This is a genomic window from Lawsonibacter hominis, from assembly GCF_014287895.1.
GTDB classification, from domain to species: domain Bacteria; phylum Bacillota; class Clostridia; order Oscillospirales; family Oscillospiraceae; genus Lawsonibacter_A; species Lawsonibacter_A hominis.
Genome location: NZ_JACOPP010000003.1, coordinates 15,904 through 34,149 on the forward strand (window position 1 = coordinate 15,904; position 18,246 = coordinate 34,149).

At 64.0% G+C, this 18,246-nt stretch carries 15 protein-coding genes and 1 riboswitch; of the genes, 13 read left to right on the forward strand and 2 right to left on the reverse strand.

Annotated elements, in window-relative coordinates:
• Nucleotides 1–14 precede the first annotated feature (14 nt).
• Genes H8S57_RS03115 through frlD form a run of 3 tightly spaced genes read left to right on the forward strand, consistent with a single transcriptional unit; the run spans nucleotide 15 to nucleotide 2,662 of the window.
• On the forward strand, nucleotides 15–1,007 hold the full coding sequence (locus tag H8S57_RS03115) for an SIS domain-containing protein (protein ID WP_186906624.1): 993 nt from the start codon (nucleotides 15–17) through the stop codon (nucleotides 1,005–1,007).
• A gap of 57 nt (nucleotides 1,008–1,064) precedes the next feature.
• Nucleotides 1,065–1,880 (forward strand): fructoselysine 3-epimerase, encoded by an 816-nt coding sequence (frlC, locus tag H8S57_RS03120; protein ID WP_186906625.1) that lies wholly within the window; start codon nucleotides 1,065–1,067, stop codon nucleotides 1,878–1,880.
• Nucleotides 1,877–2,662 (forward strand): fructoselysine 6-kinase, encoded by a 786-nt coding sequence (frlD, locus tag H8S57_RS03125; RefSeq protein WP_186906626.1) that lies wholly within the window; start codon nucleotides 1,877–1,879, stop codon nucleotides 2,660–2,662. The genes frlC and frlD overlap by 4 nt, the downstream gene beginning before the upstream one ends.
• A gap of 279 nt (nucleotides 2,663–2,941) precedes the next feature.
• Here the strand turns inward: frlD and tsaA are convergent, their stop codons facing one another.
• Complete coding sequence (gene tsaA / locus H8S57_RS03130; RefSeq protein WP_186906627.1) at nucleotides 2,942–3,634, reverse strand: tRNA (N6-threonylcarbamoyladenosine(37)-N6)-methyltransferase TrmO; 693 nt, start codon at nucleotides 3,632–3,634, stop codon at nucleotides 2,942–2,944.
• Between the two features lie 371 nt (nucleotides 3,635–4,005).
• On the opposite strand from tsaA, the gene ppdK reads away from it, so the two are divergent.
• From ppdK to H8S57_RS03180, 10 genes are all read left to right on the forward strand, one after another.
• A complete protein-coding gene (gene ppdK, locus H8S57_RS03135; protein ID WP_186906628.1) occupies nucleotides 4,006–6,648 on the forward strand; it encodes a pyruvate, phosphate dikinase in 2,643 nt (880 codons plus the stop codon).
• Between the two features lie 90 nt (nucleotides 6,649–6,738).
• Nucleotides 6,739–6,915, forward strand: a complete 177-nt coding sequence (locus H8S57_RS03140) for a DUF6017 domain-containing protein (RefSeq protein ID WP_186906629.1) — start codon at nucleotides 6,739–6,741, stop codon at nucleotides 6,913–6,915.
• 20 nt (nucleotides 6,916–6,935) lie between these two features.
• The gene (locus H8S57_RS03145) at nucleotides 6,936–7,169 is read left to right on the forward strand and encodes an EAL domain-containing protein (RefSeq protein ID WP_186906630.1); all 234 of its coding nucleotides are present in this window, start codon (nucleotides 6,936–6,938) and stop codon (nucleotides 7,167–7,169) included.
• A gap of 8 nt (nucleotides 7,170–7,177) precedes the next feature.
• Nucleotides 7,178–7,257: riboswitch (cyclic di-GMP riboswitch) on the forward strand.
• A gap of 78 nt (nucleotides 7,258–7,335) precedes the next feature.
• Nucleotides 7,336–9,024, forward strand: a complete 1,689-nt coding sequence (locus H8S57_RS03150; protein ID WP_186906631.1) for a GGDEF domain-containing protein — start codon at nucleotides 7,336–7,338, stop codon at nucleotides 9,022–9,024.
• A 6-nt stretch (nucleotides 9,025–9,030) separates the two neighbouring features.
• Nucleotides 9,031–10,968: a GGDEF domain-containing phosphodiesterase gene (locus H8S57_RS03155; RefSeq protein ID WP_207723689.1), complete on the forward strand. Its 1,938-nt coding sequence runs from the start codon at nucleotides 9,031–9,033 to the stop codon at nucleotides 10,966–10,968.
• A gap of 352 nt (nucleotides 10,969–11,320) precedes the next feature.
• Complete coding sequence (locus tag H8S57_RS03160) at nucleotides 11,321–11,887, forward strand: DUF1836 domain-containing protein (RefSeq protein WP_186906633.1); 567 nt, start codon at nucleotides 11,321–11,323, stop codon at nucleotides 11,885–11,887.
• A 20-nt stretch (nucleotides 11,888–11,907) separates the two neighbouring features.
• A complete protein-coding gene (locus H8S57_RS03165; RefSeq protein ID WP_186906634.1) occupies nucleotides 11,908–12,780 on the forward strand; it encodes a DegV family protein in 873 nt (290 codons plus the stop codon).
• On the forward strand, nucleotides 12,780–13,727 hold the full coding sequence (gene prmA, locus H8S57_RS03170) for a 50S ribosomal protein L11 methyltransferase (RefSeq protein ID WP_186906635.1): 948 nt from the start codon (nucleotides 12,780–12,782) through the stop codon (nucleotides 13,725–13,727). Before H8S57_RS03165 ends, prmA begins: the two co-directional genes overlap by 1 nt.
• Before the next feature lie 311 nt (nucleotides 13,728–14,038).
• Nucleotides 14,039–15,139 carry a metallophosphoesterase gene (locus H8S57_RS03175; RefSeq protein WP_186906636.1) on the forward strand — a complete coding sequence of 367 codons (1,101 nt, stop codon included), beginning with the start codon at nucleotides 14,039–14,041 and terminating at the stop codon, nucleotides 15,137–15,139.
• Nucleotides 15,140–15,210: 71 nt separating this feature from the next.
• A complete protein-coding gene (locus H8S57_RS03180; protein ID WP_186906637.1) occupies nucleotides 15,211–16,806 on the forward strand; it encodes an ABC-F family ATP-binding cassette domain-containing protein in 1,596 nt (531 codons plus the stop codon).
• A gap of 42 nt (nucleotides 16,807–16,848) precedes the next feature.
• Here the strand turns inward: H8S57_RS03180 and H8S57_RS03185 are convergent, their stop codons facing one another.
• The gene (locus H8S57_RS03185; protein ID WP_186906638.1) at nucleotides 16,849–18,183 is read right to left on the reverse strand and encodes an MATE family efflux transporter; all 1,335 of its coding nucleotides are present in this window, start codon (nucleotides 18,181–18,183) and stop codon (nucleotides 16,849–16,851) included.
• Nucleotides 18,184–18,246 lie beyond the last annotated feature (63 nt).

An 18,246-nucleotide genomic window follows, 5' to 3' on the forward strand; every position in this document is an offset into this window, starting at 1 on the left:
GGAGAGAAGTATTCATGGTAAAATTTGAGGAAGAGACGTATCTGGACAATGTCCGCGGCGCCCTGGCGCTGAGAGGACAGATCGAGGCGATCGTGGACGCGGCGGCCGGTCAGTGCGGCAATCTGTGCTGGCTGGGCATCGGCGGGACGTGGGCCAGCTGCCTTCAGACCACGGTACACATGAAGGAGCGCAGCGCCATGGAGGTGTTTGCCCTCAACGCCGCCGAGTACAACACCACCGGCGACCGGCGGGTGGGGGAGCGGACCTTCGTGGTCATCTCGTCGGTGACGGGCACTACGGAGGAGATGTGCGCGGCGGTGGAAAAGCTCCACGCCGCCGGCGCCCGGGTGCTGGGGTTCATCGACAAGGAGGACTCCCCCCTGGCCCGGGCGGTGGACTGGTGCATCAGCTTCCCCCACAACGAGCAGCTGAAATTCTTCATGACGGCGGACCGGTTCATGTTCCTCCGGGGCGAGTTCAAAGACTACGACCGCTACTACGCCCAGCTGGACGCCTGTCTGCCGGAGGGGCTGGCCGCGGCGGAAAAGGCCGCCGACGAGTTTGGCCGCTCCTTCGCCAAGGCGCACATGAACGACAAGCTCCACTATTTCGTGGGCGCTGGCACCCTTTACGGCGCCACCTACTCCTATGCCATGTGTTACTGGGAGGAAATGCACTGGATCCGCACCAAGTCCATTCACGCCGCGGAGTTCTTCCACGGGATGCTGGAGATCGTGGACCGGGATACCCCGGTGACCGTGTTTGTTGGAGAGGACTCCCAGCGTGAGCTGGCCCTGCGGGTGGCCCACTTCCTGCCCAAGGTCTGCGGCAATTTCTGCGTGATCGACACGGCGGATTACCCCCTGGAGGGCATCGACCCGGAGTACCGCGGCAGCCTCAGCCACCTGCTGATGCACGCGGTGACCAACCGTATCGACGCCCATTTGGAGGCGCTGTCCGGCCACGATATGAAGCTGCGGCGCTATTACCGCCAGATGGAATATTGATGCTGACCGCGCGGGGCGGAGGACTCTCCTCCGCCCCGCGCCCGTTGCGGAGGAGACATGAAATTCGGACTGTTTACCTGTGGATATCAGCGCGCCGCGCTGGAAGATGCGTTTGCAGACGCCGTCCGTTTCGGATATGATTATATTGAGCTCTGGGGCGGGCGGCCCCACGGGTTTGCCCCGGATCTGCTTTCTGGCGATGGAGCGGAGGTCCGGGCGCTGATCCGGCGCTTTGGGGTGCCGGTGAAGGTCTATACCCCGGAGCACAACGCCTACCCCTACAACTATATGCTGGGCAGCCCGCGGCAGTGGGAGGACAGCATGGAGTACCTGGAGGCCGCCATCCGGGCCGGAGCCGCCGTCGGAGCGGAGTACACGCTCGTCTCCATGGGACACAGCGGCGGCCTCCCGCCCCAGGAGAGGACGCGGCGCCTGGAGCGCAGCCTGCTCCGCCTGGCAGACGCGGCACAGCGCCTGGGCCACGCCCTGGTGGTGGAGAACCTGACCCCCTGCGAGTCGGACGTGTGCACCGACCTGGACTCCTATGCCGCCCTGCTGGAGCGCCTGGACCATCCCGCCCTGTTCGGCATGTGCGATGCGGCGGCGCCTTTTGTGCAGGGCGAGGACCCGGCGGACTATCCCCGCCGCCTGGGGAGCCGGATGCGGCATCTCCACCTGGTGGATTCCGATGGGGTCAGCGAGACCCATCTGGTGCCCGGCGAGGGCGTGATGCCGCTGGGCCGGGTGCTGCGGGACATCCGCGCGGCGGGCTATGACGGCGCCGCCACCCTGGAGCTGGTAACCCACTATATTGACGCCCCCTCCCGGTATGCGCGGCTGGCGCTGGAGCGGGCAAAGGAGCTGATGGTATGAAGATTGCCTGCGTAGGCGATAACTGCGTGGATTATTACGACAACACCGGCGAGGCGTTTCCCGGCGGGAACCCGGTCAACGTGGCGGTCTACGTCCGCCGTATGGGCGGACAGTCCGCCTATCTCGGCGCGGTGGGGAGCGACGAATACGGCGGGCTGATCCTCCGGGCGCTGGAGGAAAAGGGCGTGGATGTGCGCCGGGTGAAGCGCCTGCCCGGAGCCACCGCGCTCAGCCACGTCTGTCTCATCGACGGCGAGCGGGTGTTCGGCGACTACGACGAGGGCGTGATGGCGCAGTTCGTCCTCGCGCCCGGCGATGTGGAGTTCCTCTGCTCCCATGACCTGGTGGTGTCCGGGCTGTGGGGGCGTGTGGAAAAGAGCCTGGCCCAGATTGCGGCCCGGGGGGTGCCGGTCGCCTTCGACTGCGCCGAGCGGCCGGAGGACGAGGCCGCCCAAATCGCCCTTCCCCATACCACACTGGCCTTTTTCTCCGACGACGCCAGCGATTTGGAGCGCCTGAAGGAGCGTCTGACGGCGGTGGCGGCGCTGGGCCCCCGGGTGGTCGTGGCGACCCGGGGAGAAAAGGGCAGCGTGGCCTTTGACGGCGCGGCGTTCCATACACAGGGCGTCCTGCCCTGCGTGGTGAAAGACACCATGGGGGCGGGGGACAGCTACATCGCCGGGTTCGTGATGGAATATCTGCGGGGAAAGGACATCCCGGCCTGCATGGCCGCCGGCGCGGCCAGCAGCGCCGTGACACTGGGCTATGTTGGCGCATGGTGATCGCGACCGGTTTCCCCCTTCGTGCCAATGCAGGGGGCGCGTGCGCCCGAATGCCGGCCGCCGGCGCTGCGTGTTGCACATGATTATACCAAGACCTTCCGGGCGCCGGGATCGCCGGGGCCCCGGTCCTGCCGGAGGTGCCGGTGGCCGCTGGAGCCAAAAAGGCGGATACGACTTGAGTCGTATCCGCCTTTTTGGAGGGCGCACGCCGGCCGCGCCCCAAGGGGAACTTACATCCGGGGCCGGCAGCCCCGCCTGGAAAAGCCCGGCTGCATTGACTCAATGCGCGGGCAGCGGACGCACATCCAGAACGGTAAGAAGCTGGCCGCACACAGAAAAACGAACGTTTAAGCCCGCAAAATCCAAGCCGTAGACCCGGTCCGGATCCTTTTGATAGGCCGGGCGGGGGTCGCAGGAGAGCACGCCCGTCAGGGCCGCCCGCTTTTCCGGGGGCACCCGCTCCAGCAGGCCGGGCGGAAAGACGACCTCCAAAACCGTGTCCGCGCCGGGGGCAAAGCCGGCGGTGGCCTCGGGCCGGATATCGGAATAGGGCAGATAAGGCTTGATATCGAAAATAGGCGTGCCGTCCACCAGATCGGCGCCCGCCACCCGCAGCACAGGCCCCAGCCCGGGCTGCTCCTCCACTCCAAGCAGCCGCACGCAGGAGAGCCCGATGGGATTGGGGCGGAAGGGAGAGCGGGTGGCGAAGACCCCCAGCCGCGCATTACCGCCCAGCCGGGGCGGACGGACCGTCGGGGACCAGGTCTTCCGCACCGCCTGGGAAAATTGCCAGATCAGCCAGATGTGGGAAAAGCCGTCCAGTCCCCGCAGCGCATCCGGGTTGCGGAATTCCGGTTCAAAGACCACCAGAGCCTCCAGCGCGTCCACCAGGCCGCTCTGCCGGGGGACTCCGAATTTGGTGGGAAAGTCGCTCCGGATGCGGGCGATGCATTTCATGAGCAGATCCGTCATGCCATTGCCTCCTCTGTGTACTGCTCCGATTGTAGCGCCTTATGGGCCAAAAGGCAAAGATTTTTTGCCTGTGTGCAGCAGCTTGCCTGACGAAAGGGGGTTGCGGGCGGAGAGGAGGCCGGCCAATGGAACAGGGAGGCGCGGCGGAAGCAGGCCGTCGGCGGAACTGTGCGGAGCCTCGCCCTGCCGGCGCCCGCTTTCCCCGTGTAAATGCACACCGCGGCCGCCCTTTCGGGAAAACAGATCATATGGCAGGGGGAAATGGAAAACAAGGAGTGGATTATGGACAAAATCGGATGGTTTTGTATTGCAATTTATGATGCAAATGATATAATAATGCCCGTAACGACTATCTTAGGAGGAATGTGACTATGGCCAACGCGCATAAGTACGTGTACCTGTTCTCTGAAGGCAACGGCTCCATGCGGGAACTGCTGGGCGGCAAGGGCGCCAACCTGGCTGAGATGACCAATCTGGGCATGCCGGTACCCCAGGGCTTCACTGTGACCACCGAGGCATGCACCCAGTATTATACGGATGGCCGCCAGATCAATGAGGACATCCAGACCCAGATCTATGAGTACCTGGGCAAGATGGAGGAGATCTGCGGCAAGAAATTTGCCGATCCCGTCAATCCTCTGCTGGTCTCGGTCCGCTCCGGCGCCCGGGCTTCCATGCCCGGCATGATGGACACGATCCTCAACCTGGGCCTGAACGACACGGTGGTGGAGGGCCTGGCCAAGTTTACCAACAACCCCCGCTTTGCCTACGACTCCTATCGCCGGTTTATCCAGATGTTCTCCGACGTGGTCATGGAGCTGTCCAAGAAACGCTTTGAAGAGATCATCGACGCGCTGAAGGAGAAGAAGGGCGTCAAGCAGGATGTGGAACTGGACACCGACGATATGAAAGAGCTGGTGCGCCTGTTCAAGCAGTTCTATCAGAACGAGAAGGGCGAGGCCTTCCCCCAGGACCCCAAGGTGCAGCTGATGGAGGCGGTCAAGGCCGTGTTCCGCTCCTGGGACAACCCCCGCGCCAACGTGTATCGCCGCATGAACGAGATCCCCTACGACTGGGGCACCGCCGTCAATGTGCAGTCCATGGTCTTCGGCAATTCCGGGGACAACTCCGGCACCGGCGTGGCGTTTACCCGCAACCCGGCGACCGGTGAAAAGGCCCTGTTCGGCGAGTACCTCATCAACGCCCAGGGCGAGGATGTGGTGGCCGGCGTGCGTACCCCCTCCCCCATCTCCAAGCTTCATGAGGAGATGCCCGCGGTATATGAGCAGTTTGCCGAGATCGCCAATAAGCTGGAGCAGCACTATAAGGATATGCAGGACATGGAGTTCACCATCGAGAACGGAAAGCTCTACATGCTCCAGACCCGCAACGGCAAGCGTACCGCCGCCGCCGCCCTGAAGGTGGCCGTGGACCTGGTGGACGAGGGGATGATCAGCGAGAAGGAGGCTGTGCTGCGGGTGGAGCCCAAGCAGCTGGACTCCCTGCTCCATCCTCAGTTTGACGCCGCGGCCCTGAAGAAGGCCGAGATCGTCGGCAAGGGTCTGGCCGCTTCCCCCGGCGCCGCCTGCGGCAAGGTGGTCTTCACCGCCGAGGAGGCCAAGCAGTGGCACGAGCGGGGCGAGAAGGTCATCCTGGTCCGCCTGGAGACCTCCCCCGAGGACATCGAGGGCATGCAGGTGGCCCAGGGCATCCTGACCGTCCGGGGCGGCATGACCTCCCACGCCGCCGTGGTGGCCCGCGGCATGGGCACCTGCTGCGTGTCCGGCTGCGGCGAGATCGTGGTGGACTATGACAACAAGTGCTTTACGCTGGCCGGTAAGACCTATCGGGAGGGCGACTGGATCTCCATCGACGGTTCCACGGGCAACATCTACGGCGAGGCCGTGCCCACCGTGCCCGCCGACCCCTCCACCGGCCCCTTCGGGCGCTTTATGGGCTGGGCCGACCAGTACCGCCAGCTTATGGTGTACACAAACGCCGATAACCCCCGCGACGCCGCCCAGGGCTATGCCTTCGGCGCCCAGGGCATCGGCCTGTGCCGCACCGAGCATATGTTCTTCGAGGGCGAGCGCATCAAGGCGATCCGCGAGATGATCGTGGCCGACAACGTGGACGACCGCAAGAAGGCCCTGGCTAAGATCATGCCCTATCAGCAGGGCGACTTTGAGGGCATCTACGAGGCCATGGAGGGCCAGCCCGTGGTCATCCGCTTCCTGGACCCCCCGCTGCATGAGTTCCTCCCCACCAAGGAGGAGGACATCCAGGAGATCGCCAAGGAGATGGGCATCTCGGTGGAGAAGCTCCGCAACGTCATTGCCTCGCTGCATGAGTTCAACCCCATGATGGGCCACCGTGGCTGCCGTCTGGCCGTCTCCTACCCGGAGATCGCCGAAATGCAGACCACCGCCGTCATCAACGCCGCCATTAACGTGCAGAAGAAGCACCCCGACTGGAAGATGGTCCCCGAGATCATGATCCCCCTGGTGGGCGAGGTCAAGGAGCTCAAGTACGTCAAGGACGTGGTGGTGGCCACCGCCAACGCGCTCCTCAAGGCCGCCGGCAGCGACATGAAGTATGAGGTCGGCACCATGATCGAGATCCCCCGCGCCGCCCTGACCGCCGACGAGATCGCCAAGGAGGCCGAGTTCTTCTCCTTCGGGACCAACGACCTGACCCAGATGACCTTCGGCTTCAGCCGCGACGACGCGGGCAAATTCCTCTCCTACTACTACGATAAGAAGATCTATGAGTCCGACCCCTTTGCCCACCTGGATCAGAAGGGCGTGGGCAAACTGGTGGCCATGGCCGCCAAGCTGGGCCGCGAGACCCGTCCGAACATCCATCTGGGTATCTGCGGCGAGCACGGCGGCGACCCCACCAGCGTGGAGTTCTGCCACAAGGTGGGCCTGGACTATGTGTCCTGCTCCCCCTACCGCGTGCCCATCGCCCGGCTGGCCGCCGCGCAGGCCGCCATCAAGAACCCCAGAAGTTAAAAGAATTCCGCCGCGTCAGGCGCCCCGGTTCACACAAGGGACCGGGGCGCCTTGCTGCGTCTGCGGAACGATACACAGAACAGTGGATATTTGCAGTATCCTGTAGTAGAATTAAACTGTCACAAAAGCGAAAGAGCCGCCTATGTCCGCAACATCAAGAACTATCTGCTGGTGGCCCTGTATGACGCTCTCAGCACCATCAACAGCCACTATTCTTCCCTGACGCAGCACGATATGTATGGGGCCGGGGAAAGGGGGCGCGGCTAAGGGATGTCGCCGCATCGGTCATGGAGCGCTCCCGAACGCTCGGCGCGCTTACGGTGGCCGAGGGGATCGAGACGCCGGAACAGCTTGCATTCCTGCGGGCGGTGGGCTGCGATCTGATCCAGGGCTGCATTTATGCAAAGCCGCTTCCCGTTCCGGCGTTTGAGGCGTGGCGCGCCGCGCGGGGACAGAATGCCGGGGCGGATCTTTCGCGAAACGAACGGATTGACAGCGGGCCGAAACAGGAGTTACAATAAAAACGAACAAAATACGGTGGCAAACCCGCCGAAAGGCGGCGACGCAAAGCTAAAGGGCCTGTATGGATGATGGCAGCCAGCTGCACGATTTCAGTTTAGCCCTGCCATACCCTGGCAGGGCTTTGCATTTGGCGCGGACGGCAGAGAGGTGAGGAAAACGGGACGTTTGAACAGACGGGGCTGGGAGTGCCTGCTGGTGCTGGGCGTTTTGCTGACGGTTGGGCTCTCCCTGAGCGGGATGGTCCGGCAGAAGACGGACAGGGCCCTGGAAGACGTACGGGAGCTTTCGGCAGGCTGGTACCGGCTGGAGGACGGACGGCGCTTTGCGGTGCAGGTGCCGGGGACGGTCGTGCTGGAGGGCGGGGGAGACCTGGTACTGTACAACGACAGCCTGACCGATGCCGACCAGGGCGCGACCCTGACCACCCGGGGGGCGGTCTACCGGCTGCAGATCGCGCTGGGGGACGAGGTGCTCTACGCCTATGACGATACGGCGTTTCCGCGCAACAAGCAGATGCGGGCCAAGCTGGACTGCAACGCCGTGCTGCCGGAGGAGACGAGCGCGCAGCCGCTGGTGCTGAGCTATGAAGATCCCGGGGACGGCCGCTTTGTCCTGGCGGAGGTCTATCTGGGCAGCAGCAGCGCGGTCTTCCGCCGGCACTGCGCGGGAGACGCCTTTACCCTGCTGATCGTATTTACCATGGCCCTTATGAGCGTGGCGGCCACCGTGATCGCCCTCTACCTGGCCAAGGTCCATATGCAGGACCGGCGCTTCGGCGATGTGGCCTGCTTTCTGCTGCTCTGCGGGGCCTGGTGTGCGCTGGACTCCTCGCTGGTCCAGGAGCTGAGCGGCCAATCGCCGCTGGTGTGCTATCTGTCCTTTTATGCGTTCATGACGCTGGGGATCCCCATGCTGCATTTTGTGCGCAACACCGGGGAGATGAAGCGCTTTCGCAGCCTGAACGGATGCATCGGCGCATTTTATCTCAACGCCATCGTGCAGAGCCTGCTGAACTATTTCCTGGGGATTGATTTGATCGACATGCTTTTTGTGACCCACCTGCTGCTGGCGGGCGGGACCGGGCTGATGAGCGTGCTGATGCTGCGGGAGTATCGGGCCTGCCGCAATCGGGAGATCCTGGCGGTGCTGAGGGCCTTCGTTATGCTGGGCGCCAGCGGCCTGCTGGCCCTGCTGCTGTACTGGGCGCTGGAGATCCCCTACTACGGCTCCATTTTCGAATGCGGCATCCTGGTGTTCATCATTTGCCTGCTGGGATCCCTCATCACCACTATGGCGGCCAACCTGCGCCTCAAGGCCGAGGTGCTGGTCTACAAGCGCCTGTCCCGGGAGGACCGGCTGACCGGGCTGGAGAACCGGCGGGCCTTCGACGCGTTTTTGGCCCGGCTGGAGACGGAGGGCGTTCGCTACCGGGACGTGGCGCTGGTCTTCCTGGATCTGGACGGACTCAAGCACACCAACGACCACTTCGGCCACGGGGCGGGCGACGAGCTGATCATCGGCGCAGCCCGCTGTATCGAGCGGGCCTTCGGATCCCAGGGGCGCTGCTACCGCATCGGCGGGGACGAGTTTGCCGTGATCCTGCCCGACCCGGACGGGGAAGAGCGGATCTGGAACGAACGGCTGGACCAGGCGATCCGGGACTATAACCAGGGCAGCCGCTATCCCCTGTCCATCGCCCGGGGCGTCAGTTACCTGCGGGACGGGGACCGGGGCGTCAAGCGGATGAGCGACTGGAAATATGAGGCGGATCAGGCGATGTACCGCCATAAAAAGCAGCAGCGGGCGCGGGCGGCGCAGCCGGCGGAGACCGCGGCGGCAGAGGGGCGGGGATAGTACGGTATGGCATATAATATGGACTTTCTGATCGCGGGCCTGATCTTCCTGCTGATCATCCTTTACCACTTTGTTGAGCAGCGCAGGCTGGATCTGGACAACAACCGGACTTTTTTCTGCTTTCTGCTGTTTGGGATGGCGGACCTCTGCTTTGACCTCATCTGCTCCATCCTCATCATGCAGGCGCGGCCGGCCCTGGCCGGGGTGAGCGAATTCTGCCTGGTGATCCTGTACCTGCTTCAGGTGCTGGTGCCGTACACGCTGCTGCGCTATATCCAGACGCTGCTGGAGCGCCCGGCGGCATCCCGGCGTCCCGGCCTGGAACGGCTGTGGGCGCTCCCGCCGGCGCTGATGGGCCTGATCATTCTGGGAAACCACTGGAGCGGTGTGCTCTTCACCGTGGACGAGGCCGGACGGTATCTCCGGGGCCCGCTGTATATGGGGATGTACGTCTTTGCGGGCGCCTATATCCTGCTGATCGCAGGGAACAGCATGCTCTGCGCCCGCCGGCTGGGAAGACGGGAAATGCGCACCATTTGGGAACTGCTGTTCCTCGGCGGTGGCTGTGTGGCGCTCCAGGCCGTGTTCCATGACCTGCTGCTCTCTGGTTTCGGGATCGCCTTGAGCATCACGGTGCTGTTTTTTACCCTCAACAATCCCTACCGCTATACCGACAGCCTGACCGGCGCCTTTGACGTCAAATATTTTCGGGAATTGGCCCAGAGCCAGATCGGAAAGGGGAAACGGTTTCACCTTGTCACCGTGGAGCTGTGCCAGATCAAACGGGTCAACCGGGTTTTGGGGGCGGGCTTCGGCAACCAGCTGCTGATCCAGACGGCCCATATGCTGCAGGCGCCGGGCGAGCGGAGCCAGGTCTTCCGCATCACAGGCAAGCGGTTTTTGGTGATGACGGAATCCATCGCCGTGTATGAAAGCGTGTGCAGGCGCAGCCAGCGCTGCTTTGCGGGCCCGGTTCAGATCAACGGCGAGCCGGTCTACTCGCCCGCAGTCCTCTGCGGCGTCATCGAGGCGCAGACGCTGCGGGACGGAGACGCACTGCTGGCCTATGTGGAGTACCTGACGGCCCTGGCACAGAGAACGCCCGAGACCATCCTCATCCAGGGGGACGAGGAGACCCGGAAGGGCTTTCGTTATACCCAGGAGATCGAAAGTTTCCTGGAGACCGCCCTGGAGCAGGACCGGTTCGAGGTGTACTATCAGCCGGTCTATTCCCTGCGCAAGGGCGGCTATGTCACCCTGGAGGCCCTCAGCCGGCTGCGCCACCCCACGCTGGGGCCGGTGGCGCCCGAGGTGTTCATCGGCATCGCGGAGAAAAGCGACCAGATCGCCCGCCTGGGACTGCTGCAAATGCGCCGGGTGTGCCGGTTCCTGAAGGAACATCGGGAACTGATGGAGCAGATCCAGAATGTGAAGATCAATCTGTCCCCCACCGAACTGATGAAAAGCGGCCACGCCGGACGGCTGATCGGGATCATCCGGGAATTTGGACTGAAGCCCTCCTATTTTCAATTTGAGATCACCGAGACCGTGGCAACCGAGTACAGCGAAAGCCTGAGCCAGGCCGCGGCGGAGTTCGTGGAGGCGGGGATCGGCCTGTGCCTGGACGACTTCGGGGCAGGCTACGCCAACCTCAATACCGTGCTCAAGCTGCCCTTTTCCGAGATCAAGCTGGACAAGTCCCTGCTGGTGGGCATCTGTGAGGACGACAGGATCGCATCTTTTTACCAGAGCATCGTGGCCGCCCTGCAGAACATGGGCTACGCCGTCATCGCCGAAGGGGTGGAGACCCCGAAGGAGCTGGGGCTGGTCTCCCGCTGGGGCGTCGACCTGATCCAGGGCTACTATTTTTCCCGCCCTCTGCCGGGCGAGGCGCTGCTCTCCGCTGTTCTTGACCGGGAGGGCGCCGCCCCGGCGATGCGGTGACACGGCCTTCTGCCGCAGCCTGCGCGAAGGAGGATCGCTATCGCCCGCTTGGCAGAAGCCATCCGCAAGGGGTATGAAGCGTCTATAGAGCGGCGCAGCCGTCGTCATCTCCGGGCTGAGCGCCGCCCTGCGGTCCCCTTTTTCGCAAGCTGTGAGGCCGCCTCCCTTGGGAGGCGGCCTTCTTTGCGCTTTGGCAGAACGGAATCGGGGCGCGTTTCTCACATAATCTTGTTATGTGACTAAAAACGGCCTGTTTCAAGTGGAGATTGGCTTTACTTATCTGCTCCCGATGTGGTATAATAACACAAATATTTTGTGATATGGTTTTAGAAACCAGAAAGGAGGCGGCGTCTTGGAAGAGATCCGCACCCTGCAGGAACGGCTGGAGCAGGAGCGGCCCGCGGAGTGGGACGCCCTGCCGGATATCGGGCTGTATATGGACCAGCTCATCTCGTACATGCCCCGGCAGCTGATCCATTACGGAGAGGGGGAGGCGCTTACCTCCGCCATGGTGAACAATTATATCAAGGACGGGGCCCTGCCCCGGGCCGACGGGAAGCGGTACTCCCGTACCCATCTGGCTTACCTGACCGCGATCTGCGCCCTTAAGCAGGTGCTCTCCGTGAAGGACGCGGGCGCCCTGCTGGCCGCCGCCCGGGAGGGGCGGGAGCCCGAAGGGCTCTACGAGCTGTTCCGGCAGGAGCTGGACCGGGCCCTGGATGTAACGGCGGGCTGCCTGGACGCGGGGACCGACGAGGAGGATCTGCCCCGGCTGGCCCTGGCCCTGGCCCTGCGCAGCTATGCCGACAAGCTGGCCTGCGAGCGCGTGCTGGAGATCCTGCGCCGGCATGCCAGCGCGCCCGCCGTCAAGCCCGAAAAGACCAGAAGGAAGAAAGACCGGGACGAGCGTCCGGAATGAATACGGGAGGATTTGAAGCGATGAGCGATTACGTGCTGTTGACCGATTCCTCGGCCGACTTGACCGACAAGCTGATGCGGGAGATGGGGGTGGAGGTGCTTCCCCTGTCCTTTACCATCAAGGGGAAGACCCTGTTCAACTACCCCGACAACCGGGAGATGTCCGCCAAGGCGTTCTACCGCCTGCTGCGGGAGGGCGAGATGGCGACCACCTCCGCCGTGAACATCTCCGACTTTACGGAGAAGATGGAACCCCTGCTCCAGGCGGGCAAGGACGTGCTGGTGCTGGCCTTTTCCTCGGCCCTGTCGGCCACCTGCCATTCCGCCCAAATCGCCGCACAGGAGCTGGGAGAGAAGTACCCCGAGCGCAAGGTGTACGTGGTGGATACGCTGTGCGCCTCCCTGGGCCAGGGCCTGCTGCTCTGGCACGCGGCCCAGCACAAGGCGCGGGGGGAGAGCATTGAGGCGGTGCGGGACTGGGTGGAGGCCAACAAGCTGCACCTGTGCCACTGGTTTACGGTGGATGATCTGCATTTTCTCAAGCGGGGCGGCCGGGTATCCGCCGCCACCGCCGTACTGGGCACCATGCTCTCCATCAAGCCGGTCATGCACGTGGACGACGAGGGCCGCCTGGTGAAGGTGGGCACGGCCCGGGGCCGTAGCGCCTCCCTGAAGGCGCTGGTAGACCATATGGCGGAAACTGCGCTCGACCCGGCGGAGCAGATCGTCTTTATCAGTCATGGGGACTGTGAAGCCGATGCCCAGAAGGTGGCCGACGACGTGAAGATCCGCCTGGGGGTAAAGACCGTGCTGCTGGGCAACGTGGGGCCCGTGATCGGCGCCCACTCCGGCCCGGGCACCGTGGCCCTGTTCTTCCTGGGGAGCCGCCGCTGATGGATGCGGTCAAATGGCTGGAGGTCGTCCTGGATACCAACCGGGAGGAGCTGGACGGACTGTGCGCCCGGCTCACCGCCAATGGTGTGACGGGGATGGCCATCGAAGACGAAGCGGACTTCAAGTCGTTTTTGGAGCAGAACCGTCCGTATTGGGATTACGTGGACGACGCGCTGCTGGAGCGCATGAAGGGCGTGTGCCGGGTCAAGCTCTATGTCACCGACGACGCGGATGGCCGCAGGCAGCTGGAGCAGTGGCTGGAGGGCGTCAAGACGCCGTACCGCGCCGCCAGCCTGGGGGAGAACGACTGGGCCCACAGCTGGCAGAAGTACTATAAGCCCATGAGCGTGGGGGAGCGGCTGTATATCGTGCCCGAGTGGGAGCGGGACGAACCGGTGCCGCCGGGCAAGGCGGCGCTGTATCTGAACCCCGGCCTCACCTTCGGGACCGGCAGCCATGCCTCCACCCAGCTGTGCCTGGCGGGACTGGAGCGGTATGCGGCGCCGGGAAAGCCGGTGCTGGACCTGGGCTGCGGCAGCGGCATCCTGTCCATCGCCGCCCTGGTGCTGGGGGCGTCCCGGGCGGCGGCGGTGGATATCGACCCCAAGGCGGTGGACGTGGCCTATGAGAATGCCGCCATGAACGGCATCGGGCGGGACCGCTACACCGTCCGCGCGGGCAACGTGCTCTCCGATCCGGCGCTGGTGGAGGAGCTGTCCACCGGGGATTACGCCCTGGTGCTGGCCAATATCGTCGCCGATGTGATCATCCCCCTCTCCGCCCAGGTCCATCGCTTCCTGGCCCCCGGCGGGGTGTTCCTGTGCTCCGGCATCATCGACACCCGCTCCGGCGAGGTGGCCGCCGCCCTGGAGCGCAGCGGACTGGAGTGCATGGAAAAGCGGGAGCAGAACGGCTGGGTGGCCTTTGCCGCCCGGGTGCGGCAATAAGAAGCGGTATCCATAAGCCTCCCGCAGCGTCTGGCCGGGTCTTTTCCCGCCATACTGCGTTGCTTTTGCTTGCCGTACACAAAGAGTATGGCGGCGTCCAATCGCCTTGTCCGGCAGCAAAATCCCGCCCCCAGCCACTTCGTTCTGCCTAAGAATACAGATTCTAAAAGCGGGACGGGGCCTTCCGGATCGGATCGCCCCGTCCCCTTTTTGCGTGCCCTTTTTGCGGGCAGTTCGTGGTGACATTTTCCCCCGCACGTGATAAAATAGAAATGATACGCCCAATCCCACATCAACTGCGAGGTGCTCCCATGGAACGAAAAGCGACAGTAGTGCATACCGACTTCCCCCAAGACCGCCGGGTGCTGGCCATCAGCGACGTCCACGGCAACCTGCCCTTCCTGCGGGGCGTGCTGGACAAGGCGGGCTACGGGGAAGACGATATTCTGGTGCTGGTGGGGGATCTGGTGGAAAAGGGACCGGACAGCCTGGCCACCCTGCGCTACGTCATGGAGCTGGCCCGGACGCGCACGGTCTACGCCCTGCGGGGCAACTGCGACAATCTGGTGGAGGATTTCACCCGCGCCGACGGAGAGATCGGACCGGCCTTCTACCGGCACTACCTGAAGGTGTGGGGCGAGCGCAGCCTGATCTGCCAGATGGGCCGTGCCGCGGGGTTCCCGCTGCGCGCGCAGGAAGAGCTGCCTGCCCTGCGCGCGGTGCTGCGCCGGCACTTTGCGCCGGAACTGGCCTTCCTTTCGGCCATGCCCGTCATCCTGGAGACCCCGGACTACCTGTTCGTCCACGGCGGCGTGCCGGGAGAAACGGGGCTGGAGGAGCTGGAGGCCTGGTCCTGCATGAAAAACGACGAATTTCTCGCCCAGGGGCACGCCTTCCGCCGCTGGTGCGTGGTGGGGCACTGGCCCGTGACCCTCTACGATCCGCACATCCCCTCGGCCGCCCCCCTGCTGGAGCGGGAGCGGCACATCGCCAGCATCGACGGGGGCTGCGTGCTCAAGCTGGACGGACAGCTCAACGCCCTGGTGCTGCCCCGGACGGCGGGCGGGGCCTTTTCCTGGTACAGCTACGACGGCCTGCCCAAGGCCACGGCCCTGGACCCACAGACGGCCGGCGGCGACTCCGTCAACATCCGCTGGGGCCGCAACCGGGTGGAGGTGCTGGAGCGGGGCGCGGAGCTCTCCCGCTGCCGCCATCTGGAGAGCGGCCGGGTGCTGGAGGTGCTCACCGATTACCTCTATGAGGACCAGGGGGTGCTCCGTTGTCAGGACTCCACCGACTACCGTCCGCAGATCGCTGCGGGAGACCGCCTTTCGGTGGTGCGGCGGCTCTCCGACCGGGCGCTGGTGAAGAAAAACGGCGCCACCGGCTGGTATTTCGGCCGTTTGGCTTGATTTACCGCCCTTTTGTGATATACTATTTGGGCTAAATTTCGATTTTATCAGTTTGCGATAAGGAGTAAGACATGATCACTGTTTCCGACCTGGGCCTCCAATACAGCGGACAGCCCCTCTTTTCCCATGTGGACCTTCAGTTCGTCAAGGGCAACTGCTACGGCATCATCGGCGCCAACGGCGCGGGCAAGTCCACCTTCCTGAAGATCCTCTCCGGCGACCTGGAGCCCACCTCCGGCGAGGTCTCCATCCTGCCCAAAACCCGCATGTCGGTCCTCAAACAGGACCAGAACGCCTACGACGCCTACAACGTGATGGATACGGTCATCATGGGCAACCAGCGTCTGTACGAGATCGGCAAGGAGAAAGACGCGCTCTACGCCAAAGAGGAGATGACGGAGGAGGACGGGATCCAGGCCTGCCTGCTGGAGGAGGAGTTCGCCGAGCTGGGCGGCTGGGAGGCCGAATCCGACGCGTCCCGCATCCTGCAGGGGCTGGGCATCGGCGTGGAGCTGCATTACAATGACATGTCCACCCTGGACGCCCGCCTGAAGGTGAAGGTCCTGCTGGCCCAGGCGCTGTTCGGCAGCCCCGACATCCTGCTGCTGGACGAGCCCACCAACAACCTGGACATCAACGCGGTGAACTGGCTGGAGGATTTCCTGCTGGATTTTCCCGGTACCGTCATCGTGGTCAGCCATGACCGGCACTTCCTCAATACCATCTGCACCCACATCGTGGACATCGACTACAACAAGATCAAGATGTACGTGGGCAACTACGACTTCTGGTACGATGCCTCCCAGCTGATGCAGAACCTGATGAAGAACCAGAACAAGAAGAACGAGGAGAAGGCCCAGGAGCTCAAGGAGTTCATCTCCCGCTTTTCCGCCAACAAGTCCAAGAGCAAGCAGGCCACAGCCCGGCGCAAGCTGCTGGAGAAGATCAGCCTGGAGGAGATCCCCGCCTCCTCCCGCCGCTACCCCTGGGTGGCGTTCGCGCCCGACCGGGAGGTGGGGAAGGATATCCTCTTCGTCACCGACGTGAGCAAGACCATCGACGGGGTGAAGGTGCTGGACAAGGTGAGCTTCATCGTGGGCCACGGGGACAAGATCGCCTTCGTGGGGGACAACGAAAACGCCCATACCGCCCTGTTCAAGATCCTCACCGGCGAGCTGGAGCCCGACGAGGGCACCGTCAAGTGGGGCCAGACCGCCACCTTCTCCTACTTCCCCAAGGACAACACCGAGTTTTTCAAGGACTGCGACGACAATCTGGTGGAATGGCTGCGCCAGTGGTCCTCCGACCCCCACGAGGCGTATCTCCGGGGCTTTTTGGGCCGGATGCTGTTCTCAGGGGATGAGGTGTACAAGCCCGTCAAGGTCCTCTCCGGCGGAGAGAAGGTGCGGTGCATGCTCTCCCGCATGATGCTCTCCGGGGCCAACGTGCTGCTGCTGGATCAGCCCACCAACCACCTGGATCTGGAGTCCATCGCCGCGCTGAACAACGGCCTGGAGGCGGTCAAGTGCAATGTGCTCTTCTCCTCCCACGACCATCAGCTGGTCCAGACCGTGGCCAACCGGGTGTTCGACTTCACCCGTGACGGCAAGCTGATCGACCGGAAGATGACCTACGACGAGTATCTGGAGAGCACCGCCCAGGCGTGAGCGGGTGAGGGGGCGTTCCCGGGGCGCACAGGCGCGGCCGGACTAGATCCCCCTGCGCAGCACCACAAACCGGTACCACAGAAAGCCCGTCAGATCGGCCAGGCCCCAGCCGATGGGGATGGCCCACCAGATCGCCTTCAGGCCGAAGGCGGGGAGGGGGGCCAGGGCATAGGCCAGGACCACCCGGGTACCCAGGGAGATGACGGTGAGCACCAGCGACAGGCCGGGGCGCCCGATGGCCCGGTAGAGCCCGTAGAGCAGAAACAGACATCCGATACCGCAGTAGCAGACGCCCTCGATGCGCAGATACTCCACGCCCACGGCCAGGATCTCCGTCTCCTCCGGCGGGACGAAAAGCCCCATCAAGGCCGGGGCGAACCCCGCCACCACGGCGGAGCTGACAACGCAGAAGGCCAGCGCGGTGACCGTACCGGAACGGATGCCCCGGCGGATGCGGCCGGTCTCCCCCGCGCCGTAGTTCTGGGCGATGAAGGTGGAAAAGGCGTTGCCGAAATCCTGGACCGGCATGTAGGCGAAGGCGTCGATCTTCACCGCCGCGGCGAAGGCCGCCATAACATTGACTCCGAAGGAGTTTACCAGCCCCTGGATCATAAGGATGCCGAAATTCATCACCGACTGCTGCAGGCAGGTCAGGATGGAATAGCCGGCGATCCTCCGTGCGATATCCCGCCGGAAACGGCAGTGCCGCCGCTGCGGGCGCAGCTGCGGGGCCCATTTCAGGCAGCAGACGCTCAGGCCCGCCGCTGACGCCCCCTGGGCAAGGACGGTGGCCAGGGCGGTCCCCGGGACCCCGAGCCCCAGGACCAGCACGAAAAACAGGTCCAGGGCGACGTTCAGCAGCGCCGCGCCGCCCAGCATGAGCAGCGGGAGCACCGCATTGCCCAGGGAACGCAGCAGCGCGGCCATGTAGTTGTACACAAAGGCGAACCCCAGACCCAGAAAAATGATGCGCAGGTAAGCGGCCATCTCGGCGCGGATCTCGCCGGGGATCTTCAGGGCCGTGAGGATCGGCTGGAGCAGGCCCAGCGCCAGCGCGGCCACCGCCAGGGTCGCCGCGCCCACCAGAAGGAAGGAGACGAACAGGCTGGCCTTGAGCTCCTCCTCCTTCCGCGCGCCCCAGAGGATGGAGAACACCGCGCCGCTGCCCATGCACAGGCCCAGCAGCACAGAGGTGAGAAAGGTCATCAGGGTGAAGGAAGAACCTACGGCGGCCAGCGCCCCGGCGCCCAAAAACCGGCCTACGATCAGCGTGTCGGCTACATTGTACAGCTGCTGAAGCAGATTGCCCAGGATCAGCGGCCAGGCGAAGCCGAGCATGGAACGGGTGACGCTTCCTTGCGTCAGATCGGTGTGCATAGCGGCCTCCTGCTGCGTTAGGATGTGTGGGCGGCAGACCTCTGCACGCCGCTTTTGTATTGT

Bases quoted from the DNA above. Each gene is read 5' to 3' on its own strand.
- H8S57_RS03115 (WP_186906624.1), top strand. From the start codon at position 15: ATGGTAAAATTTGAGGAAGAGACGTATCTGGACAATGTCCGCGGCGCC.
- frlC (WP_186906625.1), top strand. From the start codon at position 1,065: ATGAAATTCGGACTGTTTACCTGTGGATATCAGCGCGCCGCGCTGGAA.
- frlD (WP_186906626.1), top strand. From the start codon at position 1,877: ATGAAGATTGCCTGCGTAGGCGATAACTGCGTGGATTATTACGACAAC.
- tsaA (WP_186906627.1), bottom strand. From the start codon at position 3,634: ATGACGGATCTGCTCATGAAATGCATCGCCCGCATCCGGAGCGACTTT.
- ppdK (WP_186906628.1), top strand. From the start codon at position 4,006: ATGGCCAACGCGCATAAGTACGTGTACCTGTTCTCTGAAGGCAACGGC.
- H8S57_RS03145 (WP_186906630.1), top strand. From the start codon at position 6,936: ATGGAGCGCTCCCGAACGCTCGGCGCGCTTACGGTGGCCGAGGGGATC.
- H8S57_RS03155 (WP_207723689.1), top strand. From the start codon at position 9,031: ATGGCATATAATATGGACTTTCTGATCGCGGGCCTGATCTTCCTGCTG.
- H8S57_RS03165 (WP_186906634.1), top strand. From the start codon at position 11,908: ATGAGCGATTACGTGCTGTTGACCGATTCCTCGGCCGACTTGACCGAC.
- prmA (WP_186906635.1), top strand. From the start codon at position 12,780: ATGGATGCGGTCAAATGGCTGGAGGTCGTCCTGGATACCAACCGGGAG.
- H8S57_RS03175 (WP_186906636.1), top strand. From the start codon at position 14,039: ATGGAACGAAAAGCGACAGTAGTGCATACCGACTTCCCCCAAGACCGC.
- H8S57_RS03180 (WP_186906637.1), top strand. From the start codon at position 15,211: ATGATCACTGTTTCCGACCTGGGCCTCCAATACAGCGGACAGCCCCTC.
- H8S57_RS03185 (WP_186906638.1), bottom strand. From the start codon at position 18,183: ATGCACACCGATCTGACGCAAGGAAGCGTCACCCGTTCCATGCTCGGC.